Source organism: Streptomyces sp. NPDC002209 (assembly GCF_042890265.1).
GTDB lineage: Bacteria > Actinomycetota > Actinomycetes > Streptomycetales > Streptomycetaceae > Streptomyces.
In genome coordinates, this window is sequence record NZ_JBIARX010000001.1 from 420,427 (window position 1) to 444,414 (window position 23,988).

Annotated in this window: 23 protein-coding genes; 11 read left to right on the plus strand and 12 right to left on the minus strand. The window is 74.2% G+C overall.

All coding sequences use genetic code 11. The features are described from left to right. Nucleotides 1–130: 130 nt before the first annotated feature. From ACFYXK_RS01965 to ACFYXK_RS01985, 5 genes are all read right to left on the minus strand, one after another. Nucleotides 131–829 (minus strand): DUF4191 domain-containing protein, encoded by a 699-nt coding sequence (locus ACFYXK_RS01965; RefSeq protein WP_053785114.1) that lies wholly within the window; start codon nucleotides 827–829, stop codon nucleotides 131–133. Between the two features lie 10 nt (nucleotides 830–839). Further along, a complete protein-coding gene (locus ACFYXK_RS01970; protein ID WP_030291684.1) occupies nucleotides 840–1,037 on the minus strand; it encodes a hypothetical protein in 198 nt (65 codons plus the stop codon). A 265-nt stretch (nucleotides 1,038–1,302) separates the two neighbouring features. Then, nucleotides 1,303–2,250 (minus strand): lipoyl synthase, encoded by a 948-nt coding sequence (gene lipA, locus ACFYXK_RS01975; protein WP_389409373.1) that lies wholly within the window; start codon nucleotides 2,248–2,250, stop codon nucleotides 1,303–1,305. A gap of 110 nt (nucleotides 2,251–2,360) precedes the next feature. Beyond that, complete coding sequence (gene lipB / locus ACFYXK_RS01980) at nucleotides 2,361–3,158, minus strand: lipoyl(octanoyl) transferase LipB (RefSeq protein WP_389409374.1); 798 nt, start codon at nucleotides 3,156–3,158, stop codon at nucleotides 2,361–2,363. A 77-nt stretch (nucleotides 3,159–3,235) separates the two neighbouring features. Next, nucleotides 3,236–3,541: a hypothetical protein gene (locus ACFYXK_RS01985; protein WP_389409375.1), complete on the minus strand. Its 306-nt coding sequence runs from the start codon at nucleotides 3,539–3,541 to the stop codon at nucleotides 3,236–3,238. Nucleotides 3,542–3,714: 173 nt separating this feature from the next. Between ACFYXK_RS01985 and ACFYXK_RS01990 the strand changes: the two genes are divergently transcribed. After that, nucleotides 3,715–5,169, plus strand: coding sequence for a regulator (locus ACFYXK_RS01990; protein WP_389409376.1), 1,455 nt, complete (start codon nucleotides 3,715–3,717; stop codon nucleotides 5,167–5,169). A gap of 84 nt (nucleotides 5,170–5,253) precedes the next feature. Here ACFYXK_RS01990 and ACFYXK_RS01995 read toward each other — a convergent pair whose 3' ends face one another. The 3 genes from ACFYXK_RS01995 to ACFYXK_RS02005 all read right to left on the minus strand — a co-directional run bounded on the left by ACFYXK_RS01995 (nucleotide 5,254) and on the right by ACFYXK_RS02005 (nucleotide 8,429). Continuing rightward, the gene (locus ACFYXK_RS01995) at nucleotides 5,254–6,510 is read right to left on the minus strand and encodes an FAD-dependent oxidoreductase (RefSeq protein WP_389409377.1); all 1,257 of its coding nucleotides are present in this window, start codon (nucleotides 6,508–6,510) and stop codon (nucleotides 5,254–5,256) included. Nucleotides 6,511–6,713: 203 nt separating this feature from the next. Then, nucleotides 6,714–7,607 carry a TIGR01777 family oxidoreductase gene (locus tag ACFYXK_RS02000; RefSeq protein ID WP_389409378.1) on the minus strand — a complete coding sequence of 298 codons (894 nt, stop codon included), beginning with the start codon at nucleotides 7,605–7,607 and terminating at the stop codon, nucleotides 6,714–6,716. A 120-nt stretch (nucleotides 7,608–7,727) separates the two neighbouring features. After that, a complete protein-coding gene (locus ACFYXK_RS02005) occupies nucleotides 7,728–8,429 on the minus strand; it encodes a VIT family protein (protein WP_389409379.1) in 702 nt (233 codons plus the stop codon). A 90-nt stretch (nucleotides 8,430–8,519) separates the two neighbouring features. Here ACFYXK_RS02005 and ACFYXK_RS02010 point away from each other — a divergent pair, with 90 nt between their 5' ends. Then, complete coding sequence (locus ACFYXK_RS02010; protein WP_389409380.1) at nucleotides 8,520–9,680, plus strand: PP2C family protein-serine/threonine phosphatase; 1,161 nt, start codon at nucleotides 8,520–8,522, stop codon at nucleotides 9,678–9,680. A gap of 197 nt (nucleotides 9,681–9,877) precedes the next feature. Here ACFYXK_RS02010 and ACFYXK_RS02015 read toward each other — a convergent pair whose 3' ends face one another. Further along, the gene (locus tag ACFYXK_RS02015) at nucleotides 9,878–10,135 is read right to left on the minus strand and encodes a hypothetical protein (RefSeq protein WP_383507860.1); all 258 of its coding nucleotides are present in this window, start codon (nucleotides 10,133–10,135) and stop codon (nucleotides 9,878–9,880) included. Nucleotides 10,136–10,242: 107 nt separating this feature from the next. Here ACFYXK_RS02015 and ACFYXK_RS02020 point away from each other — a divergent pair, with 107 nt between their 5' ends. From ACFYXK_RS02020 to ACFYXK_RS02030, 3 genes are all read left to right on the plus strand, one after another. After that, nucleotides 10,243–10,608, plus strand: coding sequence for an ArsC/Spx/MgsR family protein (locus ACFYXK_RS02020; protein ID WP_383507858.1), 366 nt, complete (start codon nucleotides 10,243–10,245; stop codon nucleotides 10,606–10,608). Nucleotides 10,609–10,661: 53 nt separating this feature from the next. After that, a complete protein-coding gene (locus ACFYXK_RS02025; RefSeq protein WP_389409381.1) occupies nucleotides 10,662–12,161 on the plus strand; it encodes a PLP-dependent aminotransferase family protein in 1,500 nt (499 codons plus the stop codon). Between the two features lie 118 nt (nucleotides 12,162–12,279). Beyond that, entirely contained in the window at nucleotides 12,280–12,900 is a 621-nt protein-coding gene (locus tag ACFYXK_RS02030; RefSeq protein WP_389409382.1) for a hypothetical protein, read from the plus strand. Between the two features lie 16 nt (nucleotides 12,901–12,916). Here the strand turns inward: ACFYXK_RS02030 and ACFYXK_RS02035 are convergent, their stop codons facing one another. Further along, nucleotides 12,917–13,873, minus strand: a complete 957-nt coding sequence (locus ACFYXK_RS02035; protein WP_389409831.1) for a Gfo/Idh/MocA family protein — start codon at nucleotides 13,871–13,873, stop codon at nucleotides 12,917–12,919. Nucleotides 13,874–14,097: 224 nt separating this feature from the next. On the opposite strand from ACFYXK_RS02035, the gene glnII reads away from it, so the two are divergent. Both glnII and ACFYXK_RS02045 read left to right on the plus strand, forming a co-directional pair. Then, nucleotides 14,098–15,117: a glutamine synthetase gene (gene glnII / locus ACFYXK_RS02040; RefSeq protein WP_383507849.1), complete on the plus strand. Its 1,020-nt coding sequence runs from the start codon at nucleotides 14,098–14,100 to the stop codon at nucleotides 15,115–15,117. 534 nt (nucleotides 15,118–15,651) lie between these two features. Then, a complete protein-coding gene (locus ACFYXK_RS02045; protein WP_389409383.1) occupies nucleotides 15,652–16,248 on the plus strand; it encodes a winged helix-turn-helix domain-containing protein in 597 nt (198 codons plus the stop codon). Between the two features lie 110 nt (nucleotides 16,249–16,358). On the opposite strand, the gene ACFYXK_RS02050 is transcribed toward ACFYXK_RS02045, so the two are convergent. Both ACFYXK_RS02050 and ACFYXK_RS02055 read right to left on the minus strand, forming a co-directional pair. Further along, nucleotides 16,359–17,888 (minus strand): PepSY-associated TM helix domain-containing protein, encoded by a 1,530-nt coding sequence (locus ACFYXK_RS02050; RefSeq protein ID WP_389409384.1) that lies wholly within the window; start codon nucleotides 17,886–17,888, stop codon nucleotides 16,359–16,361. A gap of 88 nt (nucleotides 17,889–17,976) precedes the next feature. Further along, nucleotides 17,977–18,687, minus strand: a complete 711-nt coding sequence (locus ACFYXK_RS02055) for a hypothetical protein (protein WP_389409385.1) — start codon at nucleotides 18,685–18,687, stop codon at nucleotides 17,977–17,979. Between the two features lie 155 nt (nucleotides 18,688–18,842). Here ACFYXK_RS02055 and ACFYXK_RS02060 point away from each other — a divergent pair, with 155 nt between their 5' ends. The 4 genes from ACFYXK_RS02060 (at nucleotide 18,843) to ACFYXK_RS02075 (ending at nucleotide 23,977) form a co-directional block, all read left to right on the plus strand. Beyond that, the gene (locus ACFYXK_RS02060; protein WP_389409386.1) at nucleotides 18,843–19,445 is read left to right on the plus strand and encodes a rhomboid-like protein; all 603 of its coding nucleotides are present in this window, start codon (nucleotides 18,843–18,845) and stop codon (nucleotides 19,443–19,445) included. An 86-nt stretch (nucleotides 19,446–19,531) separates the two neighbouring features. Beyond that, nucleotides 19,532–20,329 (plus strand): tyrosine-protein phosphatase, encoded by a 798-nt coding sequence (locus ACFYXK_RS02065; protein ID WP_389409387.1) that lies wholly within the window; start codon nucleotides 19,532–19,534, stop codon nucleotides 20,327–20,329. Nucleotides 20,330–20,426: 97 nt separating this feature from the next. Next, a complete protein-coding gene (locus ACFYXK_RS02070; RefSeq protein WP_389409388.1) occupies nucleotides 20,427–22,367 on the plus strand; it encodes a hypothetical protein in 1,941 nt (646 codons plus the stop codon). A 158-nt stretch (nucleotides 22,368–22,525) separates the two neighbouring features. Further along, entirely contained in the window at nucleotides 22,526–23,977 is a 1,452-nt protein-coding gene (locus ACFYXK_RS02075) for a hypothetical protein (protein ID WP_389409389.1), read from the plus strand. The last annotated feature ends 11 nt before the right edge of the window (nucleotides 23,978–23,988 follow it).

Consider the following 23,988-nt stretch of genomic DNA (forward strand, 5'->3'; position numbering starts at 1 on the left):
GCCGGCCCCCCCCCGCCCCCCGCCCCGGCCCCCGCCCCCACCCCCCCCCCCCGCCCCCCCCCGGGGGGCCCCCCCCGCCCCCGGGGGGGGGGGCCGCCCCTCGTTCGTATACGAAAATCAGCTGAGCGGGTCAGCGCATCTTTCCGCCGCGCGGCATCCGCATGCCCTTCGGCATCGGACCCTTCGGCAGCGGCATGTTGCTCATGAGGTCACCCATGGCACGCAGCTTGTCGTTGACCTGGGTGATCTGCGGGCCGGCCAGCGTGCGCGGCAGCTTGAGCAGCGTCGTGCGCAGCTTCTTCAGCGGGACCTCGCCCTCGCCGGTGCCCACGATGAAGTCGTACACCGGGATGTCCGGCATGATCCGGGCCAGCTTCTTCTTCTCGGCCGCGAGCATCGGCTTCAGCCGGTTCGCGTTGCCCTCGGCGATCAGGACGATGCCCGCCTTGCCGACGGCCCGGTGGACGATGTCCTGGCTCCGGTTCATCGCGACGGCCGGGGTGGTCGTCCAGCCCCGTCCCACGTTGTCCAGTACGGCCGCGGCCGCGCCCGGCTGTCCCTCCATCTGCCCGAAGGCAGCCCGCTCGGCCCGCCGTCCGAAGACGATCGCCATCGCGAGGAACGCCACCAGGAAGCCCAGGATGCCCAGGTAGACCGGGTGGTCGATCAGGAAGCCGATCGCAAGAAAGACACCGAAGGTGACGATTCCCACGCCCGCGACGATCAGACCGACCTTCGGGTCGGCCTTGCGCGTCATCTTGTACGTCAGGGCGATCTGCTTCAGTCGCCCGGGGTTCGCAGCAGTCTCTGCGTTTGACTTCCTCGCCATACAGCGAAGTTTACGTGGCCTGCGAGGTCCGGGTCGCCGCGGCCTCGAGTACGTGCTCGGTTTCGACCCGGTCCTTGGCTCTGCGGCGGTCCTCGAGGACGGCGGTCCAGGCGTTGCGGCGGGCGCCGCTCATGAGCAGCGACTCGATGCCCCGGAAGGCGTCGGTGAACGACGGAATGGCAATGGCGCGTACGGGCGCGGCCTGCATGATGTCGATCCCTTTCACGGTGCTCAAGTCGGTCCTGGTGCGCGGGGGGCGTGCGCCGGCGGTGTGCGACGGTGTGCGCGGTGCGTGGACCCATCGTCACTGACTGGTGTTACCAGGGCATGACCGGTCGGTCAAACGGTGATGAAACATTTACGCGGCCCGCCGGGCTCTTCGTTACAAAAGAGCCTAGGGGCCGCGTCGATGCGGTGTTACCCGTTGGTAAGACTTTGTGCGTGAGTTCACACAGTCCGTGCGGTAGCGCGCGTCACACCGTCGCGCGCTTCTCCATCGCCTGCTGGTACAGGCGACCGGCACGGTACGAGGAACGGACCAGCGGGCCGGACATCACACCGGAGAAGCCGATCTCCTCGGCCTCCTTCGCCAGCTCCACGAACTCGGCCGGCTTCACCCAGCGCTCCACGGGGTGGTGGCGCGGCGAGGGCCGCAGGTACTGCGTGATGGTGATGAGCTCGCAGCCGGCCTCGTGCAGCTCCTTCAGCGCCTCCGAGACCTCCTCGCGCTCCTCGCCCATGCCCAGGATCAGGTTGGACTTGGTGACGAGGCCGTAGGCGCGGGCCTGCCGGATCACGTCGAGCGAGCGCTCGTAGCGGAAACCGGGGCGGATCCGCTTGAAGATCCGCGGCACCGTCTCGACGTTGTGCGCGAACACCTCGGGGCGGGAGGCGAAGACCTCCTCCAGCAGCTCCGGGACCGCGTTGAAGTCGGGGGCCAGCAGCTCCACCTTGGTGTGGCCGGCCTCGCGGCCCGCCGTCTGCTGGTGGATCTGGCGCACGGTCTCCGCGTACAGCCAGGCGCCGCCGTCGGCCAGGTCGTCGCGCGCGACGCCGGTGATGGTGGCGTAGTTCAGGTCCATCGTGACGACCGACTCGCCGACGCGGCGCGGCTCGTCCCGGTCCAGGGCCTCGGGCTTGCCCGTGTCGATCTGGCAGAAGTCACAGCGCCGGGTGCACTGGTCGCCACCGATGAGGAAGGTGGCCTCGCGGTCCTCCCAGCATTCGTAGATGTTGGGACAGCCGGCCTCCTGGCACACGGTGTGCAGTCCTTCGCCCTTCACCAGGGCCTGCATCTTCGTGTACTCGGGACCCATCTTCGCCCGGGTCTTGATCCACTCGGGCTTGCGCTCGATGGGCGTCTGGGCGTTACGGACCTCGAGGCGCAGCATCTTGCGTCCGTCGGGTGCGACTGCGGACACGACCGGCTCCCTGTGACTTCGATTCTTCGGCGCCCACCAGGGTACGCCCGTAATTTCATACGCTCTTACGTCCGCCAACCTGGGGGCGGTCGGACGCATTCCCCCGGCTGTCAGCCGGCGGCCGGCTCGATCTCCCGGGGCCGCAGCTCGGCCTGCTCCAGTACGTCCTTCAGGTGGCGTTCCACGACCGGCAGCACCTCGGCGATGGTGATCTCCCGGCCCAGTTCGTACGAGAGCGAGGTCACACCGGCGTCCCGGATCCCGCACGGGATGATCCGGTCGAACCAGGTGCTGTCCGGGTTCACGTTGATCGCGAAGCCGTGCATGGTGACGCCCTTGGCGACGCGGATGCCGATCGCGGCGAGCTTGCGGTCCTCGCGGCGCTGGCCGGCGTTGGAGGGGGCGTACTCGGGGCCGTTCAGGCGCGGGTCGAACTCGTCGTCCGTCAGCCGCGGGTCGAAGTCGAGGGAGAGGCCGCCGATCTTCGGACGCTCCTCGATCGGGTCGCCGAGCACCCACACGCCGGAGCGGCCCTCGACCCGGGTGGTCTCGAGGCCGAACTCGGCGGCGGTGCGGATCAGCGCCTCTTCCAGGCGGCGCACGTGCGCGACGACGTCGACCGGGCGGGGCAGCTTCATGATCGGGTAGCCGACCAGCTGGCCCGGTCCGTGCCAGGTGATCTTGCCGCCGCGGTCCACGTCCACGACGGGGGTGCCGTCCAGCGGCCGCTCGTTTTCGGCGGTGCGCCGGCCGGCGGTGTAGACGGGCTCGTGCTCCAGCAGGAGGCAGGTGTCGCCGATCTCGTCCGCGAAGCGTGCGGCGTGAACCCGCCGCTGCTCCTCCCAGGCCTGGGTGTACTCGACGTAATCGGGTCCGAAGCCCAGATGGACAAACCCAAGCTCAGCCACCGCAGCGCCTCCTCGTTGAACCTGCCGTGTGCACGTATCGCACCCGGCCAAGAGTACGGCGGCCGGTTTCCGACCCCTCAGTCGCCCGTCCGGGGCCCGTCCTCGGGGCCCGGCGGCAGCGGCCTGGGCCGCCTGCGGCCCCGGGGCGGCCGGTCCGGGTCCTCGTCCGCCCGCGGCAGCCGCCGGTGGCCCTCCGAGTGGTCGTTGACCCAGCCGCAGACCCCGCACGCGTACCGGCCGTCCAGACCCGCGATGTACGTGCCGCACCGGCGGCACTCGGCCTCGGTCAGCTCGGGCGCGGTCAGCGGCGCGGGCAGCTCGGGCGCGGTCGGTGGCGCGGTGGCTTCGGCGGAGGGCTCCGCCGCGGTGGGCCTGCGGGTCATGTCGCGCAGCGTACGCGGACGGAAGGGGCCGGTCCGTAAAGGGCCCTACCGATTCTGCACACGATCGGATGAATGTGGGACAGAGAGGGCGGCGTGAGCGGAGTTCGCCGCTACATTCACGCCGTTCACAGGGCCGGGACTCCGGTCCGTCACGTCAGGAAACCGTGGAGCCGATGACGGAACGACCTGCCCAGCGCGTCCCCAACCGGCAGCTCGCGGCGCTGATCGCGGAAGCCGGGTTCTCCAACGCCGGTCTCGCCCGCCGCGTCGACCAGCTCGGCCTGGAGCACGGTCTCGATCTGCGGTACGACAAGACCTCCGTGACCCGGTGGCTGCGCGGGCAGCAGCCGCGCGGCACCACCCCGGCCCTGATCGCCGAGGTCTTCACCCGGCGCCTGGGCCGGCGGCTCTCCGCCCAGGACCTGGGCCTGGACGCCTGCGCGCCCGTCTACGCCGGTCTGGAGTTCGCGGCCACCCCGGAGGAGGCCGTGGACATCGCCAGCGGGCTCTGGCGCAAGGACTCCGGCTCCCACGCCGAGCTGCGGAAGATCGCCTTCACCCCGGCCGGGCTGGTCGTGCCCAGCCGGGACTGGCTCATCGGGCGGGCCGACGAGCGCGTGGGCCGCGGCGCGGACCCGGCGGCCGCGGCCGCTGCCGCCGCCCGCGTCCCGGTGCAGGGGCGCAGCTCGGTGCCCCGGCAGCGGCAGATCGACCGGGGTCCCGGCCAGCGGGTGACCAGCGGGGACATCGCGGCGCTGCGGTCGGTGGGCGAGCTGTTCCGGACCCTGGACCAGACCTACGGCGGCGGGCACGCCCGGCAGGCCCTGGTGCGCTACCTCGAGCACGAGGCCGAGCCCATGCTCCGCGGCACGTACGGGGAGACCACCGGGCGGCGGCTGTTCTCGGCCGCCGCCGACCTGACCCGGCTCGCGGGCTGGACCTCGTACGACATCGCCGCGCACGGGCTCGCCCAGCGCTACTTCGTGCAGGCGCTGCGCCTCGCGCAGGCCGCCGGGGACCGGCCGTACGGCTCGTACGTGCTGGTGACCATGAGCCGGCAGGCGGTGTACCTCGGCCACGGCCGGGAGGCCGTGCAGCTGGCCCGCGTCGCGCAGCAGGGCGTCGGCTCCGGGCCGCCGCCGGTGGTGCAGGCGCTGCTGCACTCGGCGGAGGCGCGCGGGCACGCGGTGCTCGGCGAGGTCCGGGCGGCGACGGCCTCGCTGGTGCGGGCCGAGCGCGCGCTGGGCGCGGCCCGGCCGGGGGACGACGTACCGCACTGGGCGCGGCTGTTCGACGAGGCGCAGCTCGCGGACGAGTTCGGGCACTGCCACCGGGACCTCCAGCAGTACCGGGCCTCGGCGCAGCACGCGGAGCGGTCCCTGCAGCTGCGGGCGCCCGGGTTCGCGCGCTCGCGGCTGTTCTGCCGGGTGGTGCTGGCCACCGCGCGGCTGGGGCTGGGCGAGCTGGACCAGGCGTGCGCGCTGGGTGCGGAGGCGGCGCAGCAGGCGATGGAGATGCGGTCGGTGCGCGCGGTGGAGTACGTACGGGACTTCGAGCGCCGGCTGGAGCCGTACCGGGACGCCTCGGCGGTGCGGACGTACCGGGACCGGGTGGCGGCACTGTCGTGAGCCGCTGATACGGGCTCAGCGGCTCGGGGGGTCAGGCGTGGGCCCGGTTCCGCGGGGCGGAACCGGGCCCTGGCACCGTGGTTCTCAGGCCACCGCCGGAAGGGACGGCTCCGCGCTCGCCGGGAGCCGGATGCCGAAGTCGCGCAGGGCGGCCGTGGCGGCGCGGCGGGCCGAGTGCAGCGCCCCCTGGACCGTGTTGGAGTCGCGGTGGTCGCCGCACACGTACAGCCCGGCCAGGACCCGGACCGGACGGCGCAGGTCGTAGGGCGGCGGCATCGCGGGGACGGCCTCCGGGGCGTGGTGGACGGCCAGCAGCTCCCAGTCCCGGGTGCCGGTCTCGTACAGCCGGGCGAGGCGCGAGGCGACCGTGCGCGCGGGCGGCGGCGGGCCGAGCACGGTGGTGGTGACCAGGCTCCGGCCGGCCGGGGCCCGCGTCGGGTCGACCGCGCTCATCACGGCGGTGTGGGCGACGGGCCACCGGGGATCGCCGTCGAGCAGCAGCGAGCCGTCCCACGGGAGCGGGGCGGCGGTGGCGTGGTGGATGACGGTGACCTCGTGGAACTTCGGCACCCGCAGCCCCGGCAGCAGTTCGGCGGCGGCCCGCGCGCCGGTGGCCAGGACGGCGGAGCGGCAGCTGAAGTCGCCGTGCTCCTCGGTGGTGACCAGGTTGGTCGCCACCGAGCGGACCCGGACCCCGGTGCGCACCGTGCCGGGCGGCAGGGTGGCTGCGAGCAGCCCGGGCAGGGTGGCGGCGCCGCCCTCGGGCACGGCGAGCCGGCCGCGGGCGAAGGTGCGCAGGGCGAGGTCGGCGACCCGGCTGGAGGTGGTGAGCTCCGGATCGCGCAGCAGGGCGGCGAGCAGGGGCCGCAGGGTCGTGCCGTGGGCCCGGGAGCGCAGGGCGGCCAGTGCCGTGCGCTCGGGGCGGGCCAGTACGCGTTCCACGGGCACGGCGGCGAGCCGGCCGAGGTAGGCGCTGAGCCGGGCCTGGTCGAAGGAGCCGCTGGCCAGCGCGCGGGCCGGGGTCAGCGCCCCGGCGCGCAGCTGCCTGCCGTCCGTGTGGACGAGCACCCCCGGAGCGAAGGACCGCAGGACCAGGCCGGCCAGGCCGGGGGTCCGGTCGAGCTCCGTGTACGAGGTGTTGAGCAGCTGCCCGATCCGGTCCAGCCGGAATCCGTCGACGTGCTCGGTGGCCATCCGGCCGCCGGGATCGTCGGCGGCCTCCAGAACGGTGACCGTGACGCCTGCCGCGATCAGGTGGTGTGCGGCCGCGAGTCCTGAGACCCCGGCTCCTACGATGACGACGTCCGCATGCTGTGCGGCGCGGTGTGAGCTGCTGAGCACGTGCCCCTCCCCGAGGTCGGCGCGGCTGTGTGGGGATCCTCCTTCCCCCAACGAGCTCCAGGGGAACCCGAGTTCGGTGGCGTATTACGCCCAACTCCGGTCGCACACCGGTCGCATCCGGGTCACAACCGGTCGCACGCCGCCGAACCGCGCGCCGCGGTGGGGTTTCGGGGGGTGGCGGGGGCCGCCGCGGCGGGGCGGGGTCAGCGGGCGAGCGCGGCGCGGATCGCCTCGTCGATGCCCGGGTACCGGAACGTGAACCCCGTCTCCAACAGCCGGGCGGGCCGCACCCGCTGACTGCCGAGCACGTCCCCGGCGAACTCCCCCAGCACCACGCGCAGGGCGGGCGCCGGTACGGCGAACAGCGTCGGCCGGTGCAGTACGCGGCCCATCGCGGCGGTGACCTCACGGTTGGTCAGCGGCCCGGGGGCGGTCAGGTTGACGGGGCCGGACAGCTCCGGGGTGTCGATGGCGTGCCGCAGGGCGGCGATCTCGTCGTGCACGGAGATGAAGGACCAGTACTGCCGGCCGTTGCCGAGCCGGCCGCCGATCCCGGCGCGGAAGATCGGGAACAGCTTGCCCCAGGCCCCGCCCTCGGCGGCGACGACCAGTCCGGTACGGGCGAAGACCGTCCGTACTCCGGCCTCCTGGGCGGGGGCGGCGGCCGCCTCCCACTCGATGCACACCTCGGGCAGGAAGCCCTGCCCGGCCGGGGCGTGCTCGTCGACGGCGCGGTCGCCGGTGTCGCCGTAGTAGCCGATGGCGGAGCCGCAGACGAAGACGGCGGGCGGCGCGTCGAGTGCGGCGATCGCCCGGGCCATCGCCCCGGTCCCCGCCACCCGGCTGTCCCGGATCTCCTTCTTGTACGCGGCGGTCCACCGGTGTTCGCCGACACCGGCCCCGGCGAGGTGGACGACGGCCCCGCAGCCGGCGAGTCCGGCGGGGTCGACGTATCCGCGCCGCGGGTCCCAGGCCGCCTCGTCGGGCGCGGCGGGCCTGCGGCGCACGAAGCGGACGACGTCGTGGCCGTCCGCGCGCAGGGAGCGGACGAGGGCCTGGCCGATGAGGCCGGTGGATCCGGTGATGGCGATGCGCATGGGCCCATGATGCAGGTCCGCGGCGCGGTGCGACCGGCACCGCCAGGTCGTCTCTTTCGGATCTTGCCGGTCAAGTCGCGGCGCGGGTCGGGCAAGATCCGGAAGAGACGGCCCAGGGGGTCAGGACGTGCCGAGCCAGGTGCCCACCGCGTAGGTGACCGTCATCGCCAGGGCGCCGCCGGCGACGTTGCGCAGGACCGCCCGCACGGGAGGTGCCCCGCCGAGGCGGGCGCTGATCACCCCGCACAGCGTCAGCGCCGCCAGCACTGCCGCCACCGTCACCGGCACCCGCTGCGACGGCCCCGGCAGCACGATCGCCAGCAGCGGGAGCAGCGCCCCCACCGTGAACGCGACCAGGCTCGCGAACGCCGCGTGCCAGGGGTTGACCAGCACGTCGGGATCGATCCCGAGCTCCACCCTCGCGTGCGCCTTCAGTGCGTCCCGCTCCGTCAGCTGCTCCGCCGCCTCCCTCGCCAGCTCCCGGCTCAGCCCCCTGGCCTCGAGCAGCTCCGTGAGTTCCGCCAGCTCCGCCTCCGGCTCCTGCGCCAGCTCCTGCCGCTCCGTCTCCAGCGCGGCCCGCTCCGAGTCCCGCTGGGAGCTCACCGAGACGTACTCCCCCGCCGCCATCGACAGCGACCCCGCCAGCAGCCCGGCCACGCCCGCCGCCAGGATCGAGCCCCGCGAGGTGGTGGCCCCGGCCACGCCCACCACCAGGCCGGCCGTGGAGATGATCCCGTCGTTCGCGCCGAGCACCCCCGCGCGCAGCCAGTTCAGCCGCGTGCTGATCGCCGCGCTCTGCTCCACCCCGTCCGTGTGCGTCACGGGACCCACTGTCGGCGCCCGGACCCCGCAGGTCCACCCGGCGGGCCGGTCCGGCGTGCGCCGCCCGGGCCCCGGTACCAGGGTGGAGGGGTGAGACGCCGACGCGAGGAGCCCGGCTGGCTGCACGGGAAGCCGCCACCACGCTGGGCGCGGCTCGCTCCGCCCGTGGCGCTGGTGTTGCTGGTGCTCGCACAGAGCGCCACCCCGGGCGACATCGAGCTGGGCTACTTCCTGGCCGGCCTGCCCCCGGTCGCGGCCTTCGCGTACGGGGCGGCCGGCACCGCCGTCTTCGCCGGGATCGTGCTGCTGCTGCTCGGCGTGTCCTCGCTCGGGGTCGGGCACGCCCAGGGCGCCGACCTGGCCACCGTGGCCGTGGTGGCGCTGCTCAGCGTGGTGATCGCCTGGGTCCGGCGGCGCCGCGATGCGCAGCTGGTCAGCGTGCGGACCGTGGCGGAGGCCGCGCAACTGGCCGTGCTGCCGCCGGTGCCGGAACGGGTCGGTCCGGTGCGTTGCGCCGGGCTGTACCGGGCCGCCCAGCGCGGCACGCTCGTCGGCGGCGACCTGTACGACGTACGGGTCGGGCCGTACGGGGTGCGGGCGCTGGTCGGGGACGTGCAGGGGCACGGCCTGGCGGCGGTCGGCACGGTGGCGGCGCTGCTCGGCGCCTTCCGGGAGGGGGTGCTGGACGATCCGGAGCTCGCGGACGTGGCCGCCCGGCTGGACCGCAGGCTGCTGGCGGACACGGCGGGGGCGGCGGGGGCCGTCACGGAGGCGGCGGGATCGGTCGGCTCGGCCGGCCCGGCCGACGCCGTCGCCGCCGTCGAGCATCCGGAGCTGTTCGCGACGGCGCTGCTGCTGGAGTTCCCGCCCGGGCTGGACCTCGTACGGATCGTTTCGTGCGGGCATCCGCCGGTGCTGCTGCTGCGGGCGTCCACGGTGTCGGAGGTGGCCGTGGAACCCGGCCCTCCGCTGGGGCTCGGGCTCGCCGGAGCGGACCTCGCGGTGGTGGCCGACGTACCGCTGCTGCCGGGCGACCGGCTGCTCGTGCACACGGACGGGGTGACGGAGGCCCGGGACGCGGCGGGCGACTTCTACCCCCTGGCCACCCGGATCCCGGCCCTGGCCAAAGACCCGGCCGAGCTGGTGGAGGCGGTGTGGCAGGACCTGGTGGCGTTCACCGACGGCGGCCCGCGCGACGACGTGGCCCTGCTGGTGCTGTCCCTCCCGGACGGGGCGCGCGCCCCTGGATGACCGGGCGCTCGCGAGAGCGGCGGCCGGGGCGGGGGCCGGGACGGAGGCCGACGCCCCGAACGGCCCGGGCGCGGGCCCGTCCCCACACGGCGGCCGTACTGAGCCCCCTCTCGCCGTCCCGGGCAGTTCCGCGGCGTCGGGCCGGGCGTCCGAGAACGCCCGGCCCGACGCGGTCGACCTTCGGCCCTGTCGGCCGCTCAGGCTCCGTTGCTGATGATGAAGGCGCGGACCATCTTGCACGTGACGTTCGACGGGCGGTGGATGCCCGTGCGGACGGCCATCGTGCGGATCTTCCGGTTGGTGGCGCGACGGGCGTCGTACGTCCCCGAATCGAGCAGGGATATCGCCAGCCGCATCGCCTTCAGACGGCGGTTGTGGCTCTCGTACCACTCGCGGGGCAGCCCCGCAGGCAGCGGCTTCTTCTTGACGGGCCCAATGGTCGTGGCAGTGGCCATCTACAGCCTCCCAAACGGTAGTTGGCTTCCTGTCGTTCTCCCTCGATTTTACCGGGGGCCACTGACAAAAGCCCCTGGCCAGACAGGCTCTGGCTAGGCTGTGGGCCATGGAGATCTGGATCAATCCCGCCTGTTCGAAGTGCCGCAGCGCGCTGACCCTGCTGGACGCGGAGGGCGCCGAGTACACCGTGCGCCGCTACCTGGAGGACGTGCCGTCCGAGGACGAGATCCGCGAGGTCCTGGGCCGGCTCGGCCTGGAGCCGTGGGACATCACGCGCACCTCGGACCCGCTCGCGAAGGAGACCGGCGTACGGGACCTGCCGCGCGAGGAGACGGACGAGGCCCGGGGCCGCTGGATCGCCCACCTGGCGGCGCACCCGAAGCTCATCCAGCGCCCGATCATCACGGCGCAGGACGGCACGGCGGTCATCGCCCGCTCGGAGGAGGCCGTCCGCGAGGCCCTGTCCCGCTAGGGGGGTCCGGGCGGCCGCGTCGGCGGTTCGGCGTGCCCGCCTACGCTCCCGGTATGACGTCCGACCACGCGGCCCCCGCCGCCACCGCATCCGGCACGGGCGCCGGCGCCACCACCGCCGGACCCGGCGCCGGCCGGGGCGCAGGCCCGGGCACCGGTGACAGCGCAAGCACCGGCAGCGACCTGCATCTCGAGCTGTCCCCGCACGGCGCCCGGCGCACCGCCCTCGCCCAGGCCCTCCGCGAAGCCGTGCGCAGCGGGCGGCTCGTCGGCGGGACCCGGCTGCCGCCCTACCGTGCGCTGGCCGCCGACCTCGGGCTGGCCCGCAACGCCGTCGCCGACGCCTACGCCGAGCTCGTCGCCGAGGGCTGGTTCACCGCCCGGCAGGGCTCGGGCACCCGGGTCGCCGAGGGGGCGGCCACCGCCGCCGTGCCGGCCGCCCCGGTCCCGGCCGCCCCCGAGGGCCCCCGCCACGACCTGCTCCAGGGCAAGCCCGACCCCGCCTCCTTCCCGCGGGGCGCCTGGTCCGCGAGTGCCCGGCGGGCCCTGGCCGGGGCCCCCACCGAGGCCTTCGGGCCGGGCGATCCCCGGGGCCGCCCGGAGCTGCGGCAGGCGCTGGCCGCATACCTGTCCCGGGCGCGCGGCGTGCGTACCGGCCCGGAGAACGTCGTCGTCTGCTCCGGCTTCGCGAACGGCCTGCGGCTCCTCGCGTCGCTGCGGCCCCGCGACTGGGCCGTGGAGGAGTACGGACTCCCCTTCCACCGCGGCATCCTCGAGGCCGCCGGGGTCCGCCCGCACCCCGTCCCCGTCGACGAGGACGGCGCCCGCCCGGACGAGATCCCGGCCCGGGCGCGCACCCTGCTGCTGACCCCGGCGCACCAGTTCCCGACGGGCGCCGCGCTGCTTCCGGCGCGGCGGGCCGCCGCCGTGGAGTGGGCCCGTACGACGGGCGGGCTGATCGTGGAGGACGACTACGACGGGGAGTTCCGCTACGACCGCAAGGCGGTCGGCGCCGTACAGGGCCTGGACCCCGAGCACGTCGTCTACGCGGGCTCGCTGAGCAAGTCCCTCTCCCCCGCCATCCGCCTGGGCTGGCTCGTGCTGCCGGACCACCTGGTCGACCGGATCCTGGCGGCGAAGGGGCTGCGGGAGTCCTGGGCGAGCGCCCTGGACCAGCTGGCACTGGCCGACTTCATCGCGTGCGGTGCGTACGACCGCCACATCCGCCGCATGCGCCACCGCTACCGCGGCCGTCGCGACCGGCTGGTCTCCGTACTGGCCGCCCGCGCCCCGGAGTTGCGGGTGACGGGCATCTCGGCGGGGCTGCACGCGGTCCTGGAGCTCCCGCCCGGGAGGGAGGCCGCGGCGCTGGAGGCGGCCCGCGCGGCAGGCCTGGCACTGGACGGCCTGTCGGGATACCGGCACCCGGCCGCGGCCGGGACGGGCAGGGAGGGGCTGGTGGTGGGGTACGCGGCCCCACCGGAGGCGGCGTTCGGCCGGGCGGTGGAAGCGCTGGCGGAGGCGATCGGGCCCGCCGGCGCGACGAGGCGTTAGCCGCGTGCGCCTCGAGCGGTGGGCGCGGGGGCCGAGCTCGCACTCATCTCGCCCTCACCTGCTCACCCCCTAGGGTGGGAACCCAGGCAAATGGGATGTATCAGACCAAAGGACCGGGATGAACCACGGACAGGACGATCCGAAGGAAGAGCACGAGGCGATCCGGCAGCAGACGCGGCCCCTCCCGGCCGGCCCGCGGTCCGATCCCCGGTCCGATGCCCCGTCGCAGCAACCCGCCGCCGCGCCCCGGCTGCCCCCGCCGCGCCGGGGGGCCGACTGGATGTTCGGCGGGGTCTACGGGACCGTGCTCGCGTCCGGGCTGCTGGCCGCGCTCAACCAGGAGGGCGACGCGTTCACCCCGTTCTACGACGCCAGCTGGGTGCTGGTCACCGCCTGCACGGCCGGGCTCGCGCACGGCTACTCGCACCACATGACCAGCCATCAGGCCGGCTCCGCCGCCCACCACTGGCGGGTGCTCTCACGGGCGCTGTGGAACGAGTGGCCGATGATCGCGGCCACCCTTCCCACCGTCCTGCTGCTGGTCGTCGCCGGGCTCACCGACTGGGACGCGTACGGGGCGACCGCCGTCGGGCTCGGCCTGAACACCGCGCTGCTGTTCGCCTGGGGCTCCTTCGTGGCGCTCCGCGTCGGCTACCGGATCGGTCCGGCGGTGCTGATGGGTCTCGCGGACGCGACCATCGGGCTGGCCATCATCGTGGCCAACGCCGTCATCAAGTAGCCCTGCCCCGGCCCCCTCAGCCCGGCAGCTGCGCCTCCGCCTCCGCCAGGATCTCCGTCAGCCGGGCCGCGAACTCCGCGTCGCGCGGGTCCGCGACCCCCGTCCGGGCCGCGGTGAGCAGCGCGTCCAGGGCGCGGCCGTACGCGCCGGGTACGTCGGTCCAGTTGGGCAGCGAGAAGACCCCTTCGGCCCCGCGCAGCTCCAGCCCCACCCCGGCCGCCGCGGTCGGCGCGCCGAGGCTGAGCACGGCGGTGCTGGCGGCGCCCGAGGCGTGGCGCAGGGCGAGCTGGACCACGTCGGAGGGCCCGCGGGTGGCGGTGACGGACGTGACGTCGCCCAGGACCGGGATCAGGACGGACAGGGCGTGCGGGCCGACGTCCCAGAGCCCGCCCTTGGCCTTGCGCCACGGCGAGGCGGCGTACGCGCTGGGCGCGCCGTCGGGCGGGAAGACCGCGCCGAGCCAGTGGGCGCTCGCCGTGAACCAGCCGGAGCGGCCCGCCTGCTCGGCGACCCAGCCGGCCGCGGGCTCGGCGAAGCGCAGGGTGAGGAAGACGACGGAGGCGACGCCGTGCCGGGCGGCGGCGTCGGCCACGGCCCGGGCGTCCCGGGCGGTGGTGGCGACGGGCTTGTCGAGCAGCAGCTGGCAGCCGGCCGCGGCGGCGCGCACGGCGAGCGGGGCCTGTACGTCGGGCGGCAGGGCGAAGGCCACGACGTCACAGTCGGCGAACAGCGCGTCGGGGTCTTCGTACACCTTCACGCCGTACGCGTCGGCCAGCTCGGCGGCGGCTTCGGGGCGGCGGCCCCACACTCCGGCGAACTCGGAGCCGGCGAATTCGGAGGCGGCGTGCGCGGCAAGGGCGGGGGCATGGGTGCGGTGGGCCCAGGGGCCGGTACCCAGCAGGCCGACCCTGGGGCGGTCCGGCAGGCGGGGGGAGTCCGTGGGGGCGGCGGCCGAGGTCAAATCGTACGAAATGCTCACCTGCTCAGTCTGCCCCACTCGGACGGGTGTGCTGCCACCAACCCGCACAACCCACTCGACCTGCGGAGTAAACCTCGGTAACACGGGGTTCACACCCGGGCAACGGAAGAGAAATCGCGAGCGGGCACGCTGCGGTCTACACCGCAGCGACATCGCAACACCACGACCGCAGCACCCGCAGAGTCTGCGCCGGAGCGACGCACCGAAGGATGGGGCCCGTGAGCTACAAGGCTGAGTACATCTGGATCGACGGCACCGAGCCGACGGCGAAGCTGCGCTCCAAGACGAAGATCCTGGCCGACGGCGACGCTCTGCCGATCTGGGGCTTCGACGGATCGAGCACCAACCAGGCCGAGGGCCACGCCTCCGACCGCGTGCTGCAGCCGGTGTTCTCCTGCCCGGACCCGATCCGCGGCGGGGACAACCTCCTCGTGCTCTGCGAGGTCATGAACATCGACATGACCCCGCACGAGTCGAACACCCGCGCGCTGCTGCGTCCGATCGCCGAGCAGTTCGCGGACCAGGAGCCGATCTTCGGCATCGAGCAGGAGTACACCTTCTTCGACGGCATCCGGCCGCTCGGCTTCCCGGTGGGCGGGTTCCCGGCCGCTCAGGGCGGCTACTACTGCGGCGTCGGCTCGGACGAGATCTTCGGCCGCGAGATCGTCGAGAAGCACCTGGACCACTGCCTCGCGGCGGGCCTGAGCATCTCCGGCATCAACGCCGAGGTCATGCCCGGCCAGTGGGAGTTCCAGGTCGGCCCCGTCGGCCCGCTGGAGGTCTCCGACCAGCTGTGGATCGCGCGCTGGCTGCTCTACCGCACCGCCGAGGACTTCAACGTCTCCGCGACGCTGAACCCGAAGCCGGTGAAGGGCGACTGGAACGGCGCGGGCGCGCACACCAACTTCTCCACGAAGGCGATGCGCGAGGACTACCGCGCCATCATCACCGCGTGCGAGTCGCTGGGCGAGGGCTCGAAGCCGCTCGACCACGTCAAGAACTACGGCGCCGGCATCGACGAGCGCCTGACGGGCCTGCATGAGACCGCCCCGTGGAACGAGTTCAGCTACGGCGTCTCCGACCGCGGCGCCTCGGTCCGCATCCCGTGGCAGGTGGAGAAGGACGGCAAGGGCTACATCGAGGACCGCCGCCCGAACGCGAACGTGGACCCGTACGTGGTGACCCGCCTGATCACGGACACCTGCTGCACGGGCCTGCAGAAGGAGGGCCTGGTCTGAGACCCGGCCTCCGGTCCCACCTCCCGCAGCCGACACTGCGACACGACGCGCGACGCCCGCCGAGCCCCCGTGGCCCGGCGGGCGTCGTGCGTCGTGCACCGTGCGCCGTGCGTCGCGTGTCCACACAACCGACCAGCATGCGATACGGGGCGCCGGTACGGACATCCGGGCCGGCATCTTCCGCTGAGGTTTTGTCCGGCATTGTCCAGCCCAAGTCGAGGAATGATCGCGGAATTTGAGATTCCGCTCCACCACTTGAGACATGACCTGCCCCGCACCCTCCGCGTCTGCTTCAATGAGCTCATGGCCAGCCACTCGCACACCTCGAACGGTCGCAGCGACCTCGAGCCGTTCTGGCCCTCCCGTCAGGACCACGATTTCGACCGGGTGTGTCGCCGCGTGAAGAACGCGCCGACCCTCTAAAGCCTCCCGGGACCTCCCACCGGACCTTCCCCGAGGCCTTCGGTCTGCGCGGAACGCGATGACGTACGTACGTCTCCTGCCGACCACTGCGCGTGAAAGAGCTGACCACTCATGTCCCACACCCGTTCCCTGACGTCCGCCGCCTCCACCGCGACCGCTGCGACCTCGCCCTTCGCCTATCCGCCCAGTCCGCGCCACCGGCTGCGTGCCGTGGACCGCGACGAGGTCGCCCGCGTGGTCGACCTCCTGCCGCCCGGCGCCACCTGGCTGCCCGCGCCGCAGCACACCCTGCCGGCGCTGCCGGGCCAGCCGCCGATGGTCGGCTACCTGGTCCTCGTACCTGCGGACCAGCAGCCGCCGATCGCCTTCGCCCCCCAATCCGTTCCCGCCCCGGCCGCGCCCCGGCCCGCCCCGGCGACCACCGGGGACGAGCTCGTCCGCATCGACGCGGCGCAGCGCACCGCCGAGGTCGACGGCCGGGTACTCGACCTGACGTACCTGGAGTTCGAGCTGCTGGCCCATCTGGTGGCGCACCCGCACCGGGTGCACAGCCGGGACCGGCTGGTGACCACGGTCTGGGGCTACGGCCACGTCGGCGACGGCCGGACCGTGGACGTCCACGTCGCCCGCCTGCGCCGCAAGCTGGGCGCGGCGCACCGCGGCGCGATCCAGACGGTGCGCCGCGTGGGCTACAAGTACGCGCCCTGAGTGCCGGTTCGGCACGCCACGGCACACTGCGCTGCACCGCGCACGACGGTGGGCCCGTACTCCGCGGAGGAGTACGGGCCCACCGTGCGCGTCGGGACGGACCGTCCGGGCTAGACCGCGGCGGCCGCCTTCGTGCGGCGCGCAGCGATCAGCCCCAGCAGCACGTCGACCGTCAGGAAGGCGACGAGGCTGATGCCGAGCAGCGGTACGAACCACCCGACCACGGCGATCACGGCGGCCAGCGGGAGCAGCATCGTCAGCGGCACCTTGCGCCAGGCCCCGCGCGGCTGGGCGCGGCCGACCGAGAGGGTGCGGTCCTTGGTGGGCCGGCGCAGCCACCACATCCGGTAGCCCCAGAAGACCAGGAACATCAGCGCGACCGCGAGCGCGGCGAGCGCGATCTGGTTGGCGAGCCCGAAGGTCTTCCCCATGTGCAGGTCGATGCCGAAGCGCGTCAGCTGCGCGAGGACGGGGTAGTCGGCGAAGCGCAGTTCGTCGATGATCCGGCCGTCGGCGGGGTCCACGGCCACGGAGTCCAGGTGGACCGGCAGCTGCTTGTCCTGCTCCTTGATCATGTAGCCCTTGCCCTTGGCGGGCAGGGTGATGCGCAGTTCCTCGGTGACCCCGGCGGCGCGGGCGGCGGCCACGGCCCTGTCGATGCCGATGTCCGCGGCGGGGGCCGCGTGGGGCATCTCCATGCCGTCGGGCATCCCGTGCCCGGCGTGCTCGCCGGAGCCGGAGGCGTCACCGGAATCCGAACCGGGCGCGAGGGCCGCGGACAGGGACGGGGTGGCGCCGCCGAGGCCGTCCTGGAGCTGCCCGATGTTCTCGCCCGCGTACTTCGACCAGGTCAGGCCGGTGGCGGACAGCGCGACGAGCCCGGCGACGGCCCACAGGCCGACGGCCCCGTGCCAGGAGAGGGTCTTTCGGCGGCCGGTGGCGGCGCGGTCGGGCAGGACGAGCAGGGCCTTGCGCGACCGGCGGCGGCCGATCCACAGGGCCAGTCCGCCGAGTGCGACGACCCACAGCCAGCTCGCGGCGAGCTCGCTGTAGTTCCGGCCGAACTCGCCCAGCTGGAGGCTGGAGTGGAACTCGCTGAGCCAGGCGCGCAGCGGCAGTGCATCGCCCTCGGTGGTCAGCTGCCCGTTGACGTGGGCCGTATACGGATCCACGAACACGGTCCGCGTCTGGCCCTCCTCCAGCCCGGGGACCTCCATGATCACGCGGGTGGTCGCCTCGGCGTCGGGCGCGGGCCACACGCCCACGACCTTGCCCTCGGGGACGGTGGCTCGGGCGGCCGTGACCTGGGCGCTGAGCGGCACCGTGCTGTCGCGGACCTGGGTGACGGTCAGTTCGTCGGAGTAGATGATCTTCTCGGCCTGCCAGGAGGCGGCGTAGAGCAGGCCGGTGGCGGCGGCGAGGAACAGCAGCGGGGCTATGAGGATCCCGGCGTAGAAGTGCATGCGCAGGAGCAGCGGCCGCAGCGCGGCCCAGGTGCCGGGCTTCGAGGCCGCCCCGGCCGGGGCGCCCGCGTCGGGCGTTCCGGGTGCGGCTGGTGCGGCCGATGTGTCGGGTGCGGCGGATGCGGCGGATGTGTCGGCGTCCGGCGTGCGGACGTCCTGAACCTCTTCAAGGGACATGTGGGTCCTAGGTGTTGGCCCTGTGGGCGAAGACTCGGGTGAACCGGCCCCGGGTCCCGCCACCTCGCCGATGAAGGAGGTGCGCCGGTCAGGCGCAGGCAGGACGGCCGGGGGCCGTGGCGCGGATGTCTCGCCACCCGGGCGGGCCGCGGCGCACCAGGGCGTGCGCGGGCAGGGCCCCGCGCAGCCTGCGCGGGGGCAGGTACGCGGGGCGGGGCGCGGGCCGCGGCGGTACGGGGGCCACACGGGCCCGGACCAGGGCCACCGCGCGGGCGAGCGGCCGGGCCGCCAGCAGCGCGGCGGAGCCGAGGACCGCGGCCAGCCGGAACACGGCGGCCTCGCCCCACGCCAGCCAGGCGGCGCAGAACAGCCCGGCGAGCACGTGCGCGGCGATCATGCCGAGGCCGCCGTGCCCGGCCATGTCGGCCATGCCAGCCATCCCGCTCATGTCCGCCATCCCGGCCATGCCGTCCGTGCCGCCCGCACCGGCGGCGCCGGCCGCCGCCTCCGGCAGCGCCGTGCCCGCCAGGTGGTGGTGCCCGGGCATCGGCTCGGGCAGGGACAGGGGCAGGGGCAGGGGGGTGGGCACGGACGTCGCGGTGTGGCCGGCGTGGCCGGCGTGGCCGCCGTGACCTGCCTGGCTGCCGGAGAAGACCAGGTGCAGTACGCCCTGGACGGCGAGCAGCGCCGCACTGATCCCGAGGGGCCCGCGGCGGCGCCCGGCGGCGAGCCGGGCAAGCCCACCGGTCACCACGAAAGCACCCAGAAGGCCCATCATCGGGATATCTGTGCCAGACATGTACGAATGCCCCACAGCGCCCAATGCGGTGCACATCGCCGCGAACATCGCGGCCCGTGCGGTGCGCATCGGCGGGGGGATTTCAGACATGGCAGGAACATGCTCGCACGGGACCCGGTTCCGCCAGTCCGGGGGCCGTATCCGATCATGATCAGATGAATTCACTGCCATGGCCGCCGCCGACGCTCGGTGTGGTGTATGCGGGCGGGGTCCAGTTCGGCGCGTACGCACTGGACCGGCTGGGGGCGGCGGAGCGGGACCGGGTGCTGCGCAGCTGCTCGACGAATGTCGACAACCTCGCCGCCGGCCGCTGGGAGACCCTGCTGAGCAGTGCCTTCGTCGTCGAGGAGCCCATGCCGCTGCCGTACGCGCTGCTGCTGGTCGCCGTCCTCGGGTACGCGGAGTACGCGTACGGGGCCTGGTGGACGGCCGCGGTGTTCGCGTTCGGGCACGCCACGGCCACGCTCCTCGTCTACGGCGCCATGCGCCGGACGGCCGATCCGCAGGCCCGGCGGGCCCTGGACGTGGGAACCAGCTACGGGTTCAACGCCGCGCTCGGCACGCTGACCTCCGCACTGCCGCGCGGGCCGGTCCGTACGGCCGCCCGGGTGGGGCTGCTGGCGCTCGCCGCGGGGCCGGTGCTCAGGCGGGACCGGACCTTCACGGACGCCGGACACCTCGCGGCCCTGGGAATCGGAGTGGGACTCTCGCTCGCCTTCGATTACCTATCCGGGACGAAACATCCGAAAATCGGGTGAACACGCACCATCCGCATCACCTGCACGACCCTCTGCACCGCCCTCTGCACCGCTCGCACCGCCCGCACACCGCTGGAGCCGCCACGATGACCACCACCACCCCCTCCACCACCGTCGCCAACCTGCGCGACCTCGGCGGCACCCCCCTCTCCGGCGGGCGCACCGTCCGCCCGGGGCTGGCCCTGCGCTCCGGCCAGCTCGACCGGCTCGACATCGACGCCGACCCGGTCGTGGCCGCGCTGGGCCTGCGCACGGTCATCGACTTCCGGACCGACGCCGAGCGCGCCGACCACCCGGACCGGATACCGGCGGGCGTCCGCCTCCTGATCGGCGACGTCCTCGCCGACAAGCTGAGCTCCGGCAAGATGCCGGCCGCCACGCAGCTCAAGGACCTGCTGTCCGACCCGGCGATGGCGGAGGAGCACCTGGGCGGCGGCAAGGTGCAGAAGCTGTTCGCCGACACCTACCGGTCCTTCGTGAACACCCCCTCCGCGCAGGCCGCGTACCGGACCCTGCTCACCGAGCTCGCGGACCCGGAGGCGGGCCCGCTGCTGTTCCACTGCACGGCCGGCAAGGACCGTACGGGCTGGGGCGCGACCGTCGTCCTGTCGCTGCTCGGCGCGGACGACGAGACCCTGATGGCCGAGTACCTCTCCGTCAATCCGGCGGTCAAGCAGGCCTTCGCACCGCTGATCGAGGGCTTCACCGTCGCCGGCGGCGACCCGGACATCGCGCTGGGCCTGATCGGAGTCTTCCCCTCGTACCTGGAGGCCGCGCTCGACGAGGTGAGCACGCGGTACGGCTCGATGGAGAAGTACGTGCGCGAGGGCCTCGGCGTCCCCGACGAGACGGTCGAGGCGCTCCGCGCCCGCCTCACGGCCTGATCCGCACCCGGCCCGACCCCCGCCCCGGCCGGCATTCGACCCGAACGTGTGACCTGGGGACGGGTGACCATCCGACGATTCGCTCGTTCTGCTGAACGTGACTGCGCCGGATACCGCCACCCGCCCCCCGTCTCCCGTGCCGCCCGACGTCGAGCTGGCCGAGGCCGCCATCGTCGAGCACTACCCGCGGCTGGTGCGGCTCGCCTATCTGGTGCTGCCGCCCGCCCTCGGCCGCAACCGGCGGGTGCTCACCGCCCATTCGCTGGCCCAGCGGGCGCTCCCGCGCGGGCGGCGCGGCGCCGGTGCGCAGGCCGCCGCAGCCGCCGTACAGGGCGGGGTCCCGGGCCAGCGCGGGACCCCGGGCGCCGAGTCGGGGTACGCGTACGTACGGCTGAGGGTGCTGCGCGCCGCCCTGGAGGCCGGGATTCCGCTGACCTTCCGGGCGCTGCCCCGGCGGGCGCAGCTGCCTCCGCTGCTCCCCCAGGTGTGGGGGCTTCGGCTGTTCCCGCGCTCGGGCGGGGCCGAGGAGCTGGCCCTGGACCAGTGGCTGGCCACCCTCGACGGGCCCGGCCGGGCGGCCTGCGTCCTGCGCGCCCTCGAGGGGCTGCCGGAGCCCGAGGTGCTCCGGGTGCTCACCGAGGCCGGGGTCGCGAACCCCGCCGCCGCGGTCGCGGAATCGGGGGATCCGGCCAACGACGCCCTGTTCGCCTCCCCCGAGTTCGATCCGTGCGTACTCCAGGCACGGCCCACCGACCTGCTGCGCCGGCGCCGGTTCGTCCGGGCCGGGCTCGCCGCCGCGGCCGCCCTCGCCGTGTGCGGGGCGCTGCTGGCGCTGCCCGGCGGCGGATGGGGTGCGGACGGGGCCGCCGCCCCGCCGTACGCGCGCAACGCGGCGGCGGAACAGGCCCTGGACCCGGGCAGGCTGGTCCGGGTCGCGCCCACGCTGTGGCGCACGTCCTCCCGTACGGGCTTCTCCACCTGGCCCGCGCGCGGCGACCGCGCCGACGACGCCGAACTGCTGCGCCGGGCGCTGGCCGTCTGGGCCCGGCCGGGCCGGGCGGTCGTCGCGTCGGCCACCCCCGACACGCAGCCCGGGCCGCCGATGGGACCGCCGCAGCTGCTGTTCGCGGGCACCGTCGACCAGGCGGTCGTGGTCCTGCTGTACGACGGCCTGCGCGTGGTCCGGTACGCCGAACCGCGCACCGGGACCTCGGTCGCCGCCCTCGACTTCGCCCGGACCGACGGGGCCTCGGCGGAGAACTCGACCGCGCTCGTACTGAGCCGGGTCGACGGCAACGTCCGCTACCTGACCGCGCCGTGGGTGACCGGGGCGGGGCTGCGGGACCTGCTGAAGCCCGGTGACGCCCCGGCGCCGCTGAAGCTGAGCCAGGACGGGATCACCCCGCCGGTGGCGAGCCCCGCGCCTTCGGGCAACTGCACCGGCTGGAACGCCCTGGCGCTGACCGGCAACGGCTCCACCCGGCTGGTCACCGACCTCGGCGAGCTGACCCCGGCCCGGCTGACCTCGGGTGCACCGGGCGCGGAGCGGGATGTGGCGGAGGCCGCGGAGCTCGGCGACTGGTCGCGGATCGCGTGCCTGCTGCCGTCGGTCCGCTCGCACGGCGTCCGCAGCGTGAACGCCTGGACGTACGCGAAGCAGCCGCTGCCCGAGGCCGACGGCACGGCGACGTGGCTGTGCACCCGGGCGGAGACCTGGGCGGGCACGGAGGACCGGGTGCAGGCGCAGTTCCTGACCCCGGGCGCCCCGCTGGCGGCGCAGGCGGCGAAGGCGGAGGGCTCGCCGGCGTGCGGGCCGCGGGAGCCGCGGGTGCTGGCGGGCGTGCTGTGGAAGTCGAAGGCGGGCCAGTGGTACGTGCTGGCGGCGGGCAGTGCGCAGTTCGCGTCGCTGTCGGTGTCGGGCGGCGGGGTGAACGGGTCGGCGAACGGCAACCGGCTGGCGGTGAAGGCGCCGGCGGGAGCGCAGGTGGAGCTGGCGGGCAAGCTCACGGACGGTACGAAGGCGGGGGTGCTCCGGTAGCCGCACAGCAGGGTGGGTGAATCTTCAACCGTCAAGAACGGTCGGGGAGTTGGCGGGATCCGGACATGACTGCCGCGGTGCGCACATGGCATGATCGGATTCCGGTTACCACGCGGTAACCCGCCAACACCCCCCTCACGTACTGAAGGTTCACCCACGTGCGCACGCTCGCCCGACGGCTCCTCCTCCCCGGCCTCACAACCCTGGCGCTCACCGCCACCGGCTGCTCCTCGACACCGCACACCACCACCGCCGCCGACGCGGCCGCCCCCGCCACCCTCGCGCCCGCCGGCGACGGCACGTCGCAGCAGCTCGACGTGGCCGCGGCGCCGCAGGGGACCCCCACACCGGCGGCCGTGGCCCGCGCCGACGGGAAGGGCAAGACCGAGAAGTCCTCGCTGAAGGTCGCCTCCTACGACCAGGCGAGCGGACGGGCCGTCATAGCCAAGGCCCCGCAGGGGTCCGCCCAGTCCCCCGCGCCGGGCAAGAAGCCGGAGGCGGGCAAGTCCCCCGCCGCGGGCGCGTCGTCCGACGCGGGCACGCCCCCCGGGGCCGACAAGCCCGTGGCCGTGGGCGACGTCATCGCCAGCGCACCGGCGCCCGGCGCCCCCAACGGCCTGCTCGCCAAGGTCACCGAGGTCATCGGCAAGACCGACCGCGGCACCGAGGTCAAGACCGCCTCCACGACGCTGGCCTCCGTCCTGAACGACGACAAGGCCGACGGCAAGGTTCCCGTCGACCCGTCGTCGGTCACCGTCGAGCCCCTGATGAAGGGCGTCACCTTCTCCTGGGCCAAGACCGGGGGCGTCAAGTTCGGCCCCGAGGGCGCCAAGCTGCCCCTGGGCAACCTGCGGCTCGACGTGAACGCCGCCGTCGACACCGCCCCGGACGCCCCCGCCTCGGCCGGAGCCTCGGTCTCCGGGTTCGTCCAGCTCGCCCCCCAGGTGGAGTTCAAGTACGACGGCAGCACGGGCGGCGGTCCGCGGTCCGCCTTCCTCGGCATGAGCGGCGACTGGTCCTCGCAGTGGAAGCTCCAGGGCCGCGCCGCCGCGAGCACCGGGGCGGCCAAGCGGATCCCGTTCGCCAAGCTGCACAGCGCTCCGGTCATCCAGGTCGGCCCCGTGCCGGTCGTCGTCAACCTCGACCTGACCTGCTACGTCCAGGTGGAGGCCGACGGCCGCGTGACCCTCGACGTCCAGCAGGACGTCAAGGGCGACTTCAAGGTCGGCGGCAGCTACGCGACGGGCAAGGGCTGGACGCCGGTCAGCCAGTCCAACGTCAAGAGCACGCCGGTCACGGCGACCGTCACCGCCTCCGGCAAGGTCAAGGGCGCGCTCGGCGCCGAGGCCTCCGTCGGCCTGTACGGCGCCGTCGGCGTCAGCGCGGACTTCGCCCCGTACCTGCGCGGCGAGGCCGAGGCCAAGGCGAGCGCGTCCAGCGACGGCAAGACCTCCCTCAGCGGCTCCTGGGCGCTGTACGGCGGCTTCGACCTGAGCGGGAACCTGCACCTGCAGCTCTCCCTGTTCGGCACGCCGATCTTCGAGCGCAAGATCCCGCTGGGCGCCCTGAACCGCGAGTGGGCCCTCGCGAGCGGACACGCGGAGCGGTAGCCGGCGCGTCG

Excerpts from the sequence above, each read along its gene's own strand:
- ACFYXK_RS01965 (WP_053785114.1), bottom strand. The coding sequence starts at position 829 with ATGGCGAGGAAGTCAAACGCAGAGACTGCTGCGAACCCCGGGCGACTG.
- ACFYXK_RS01970 (WP_030291684.1), bottom strand. The coding sequence starts at position 1,037 with ATGCAGGCCGCGCCCGTACGCGCCATTGCCATTCCGTCGTTCACCGAC.
- ACFYXK_RS01985 (WP_389409375.1), bottom strand. The coding sequence starts at position 3,541 with ATGACCCGCAGGCCCACCGCGGCGGAGCCCTCCGCCGAAGCCACCGCG.
- ACFYXK_RS01990 (WP_389409376.1), top strand. The coding sequence starts at position 3,715 with ATGACGGAACGACCTGCCCAGCGCGTCCCCAACCGGCAGCTCGCGGCG.
- ACFYXK_RS02000 (WP_389409378.1), bottom strand. The coding sequence starts at position 7,607 with ATGCGCATCGCCATCACCGGATCCACCGGCCTCATCGGCCAGGCCCTC.
- ACFYXK_RS02015 (WP_383507860.1), bottom strand. The coding sequence starts at position 10,135 with ATGGCCACTGCCACGACCATTGGGCCCGTCAAGAAGAAGCCGCTGCCT.
- ACFYXK_RS02020 (WP_383507858.1), top strand. The coding sequence starts at position 10,243 with ATGGAGATCTGGATCAATCCCGCCTGTTCGAAGTGCCGCAGCGCGCTG.
- ACFYXK_RS02025 (WP_389409381.1), top strand. The coding sequence starts at position 10,662 with ATGACGTCCGACCACGCGGCCCCCGCCGCCACCGCATCCGGCACGGGC.
- ACFYXK_RS02030 (WP_389409382.1), top strand. The coding sequence starts at position 12,280 with ATGAACCACGGACAGGACGATCCGAAGGAAGAGCACGAGGCGATCCGG.
- ACFYXK_RS02045 (WP_389409383.1), top strand. The coding sequence starts at position 15,652 with ATGTCCCACACCCGTTCCCTGACGTCCGCCGCCTCCACCGCGACCGCT.
- ACFYXK_RS02050 (WP_389409384.1), bottom strand. The coding sequence starts at position 17,888 with ATGTCCCTTGAAGAGGTTCAGGACGTCCGCACGCCGGACGCCGACACA.
- ACFYXK_RS02055 (WP_389409385.1), bottom strand. The coding sequence starts at position 18,687 with ATGTCTGGCACAGATATCCCGATGATGGGCCTTCTGGGTGCTTTCGTG.
- ACFYXK_RS02060 (WP_389409386.1), top strand. The coding sequence starts at position 18,843 with ATGAATTCACTGCCATGGCCGCCGCCGACGCTCGGTGTGGTGTATGCG.
- ACFYXK_RS02065 (WP_389409387.1), top strand. The coding sequence starts at position 19,532 with ATGACCACCACCACCCCCTCCACCACCGTCGCCAACCTGCGCGACCTC.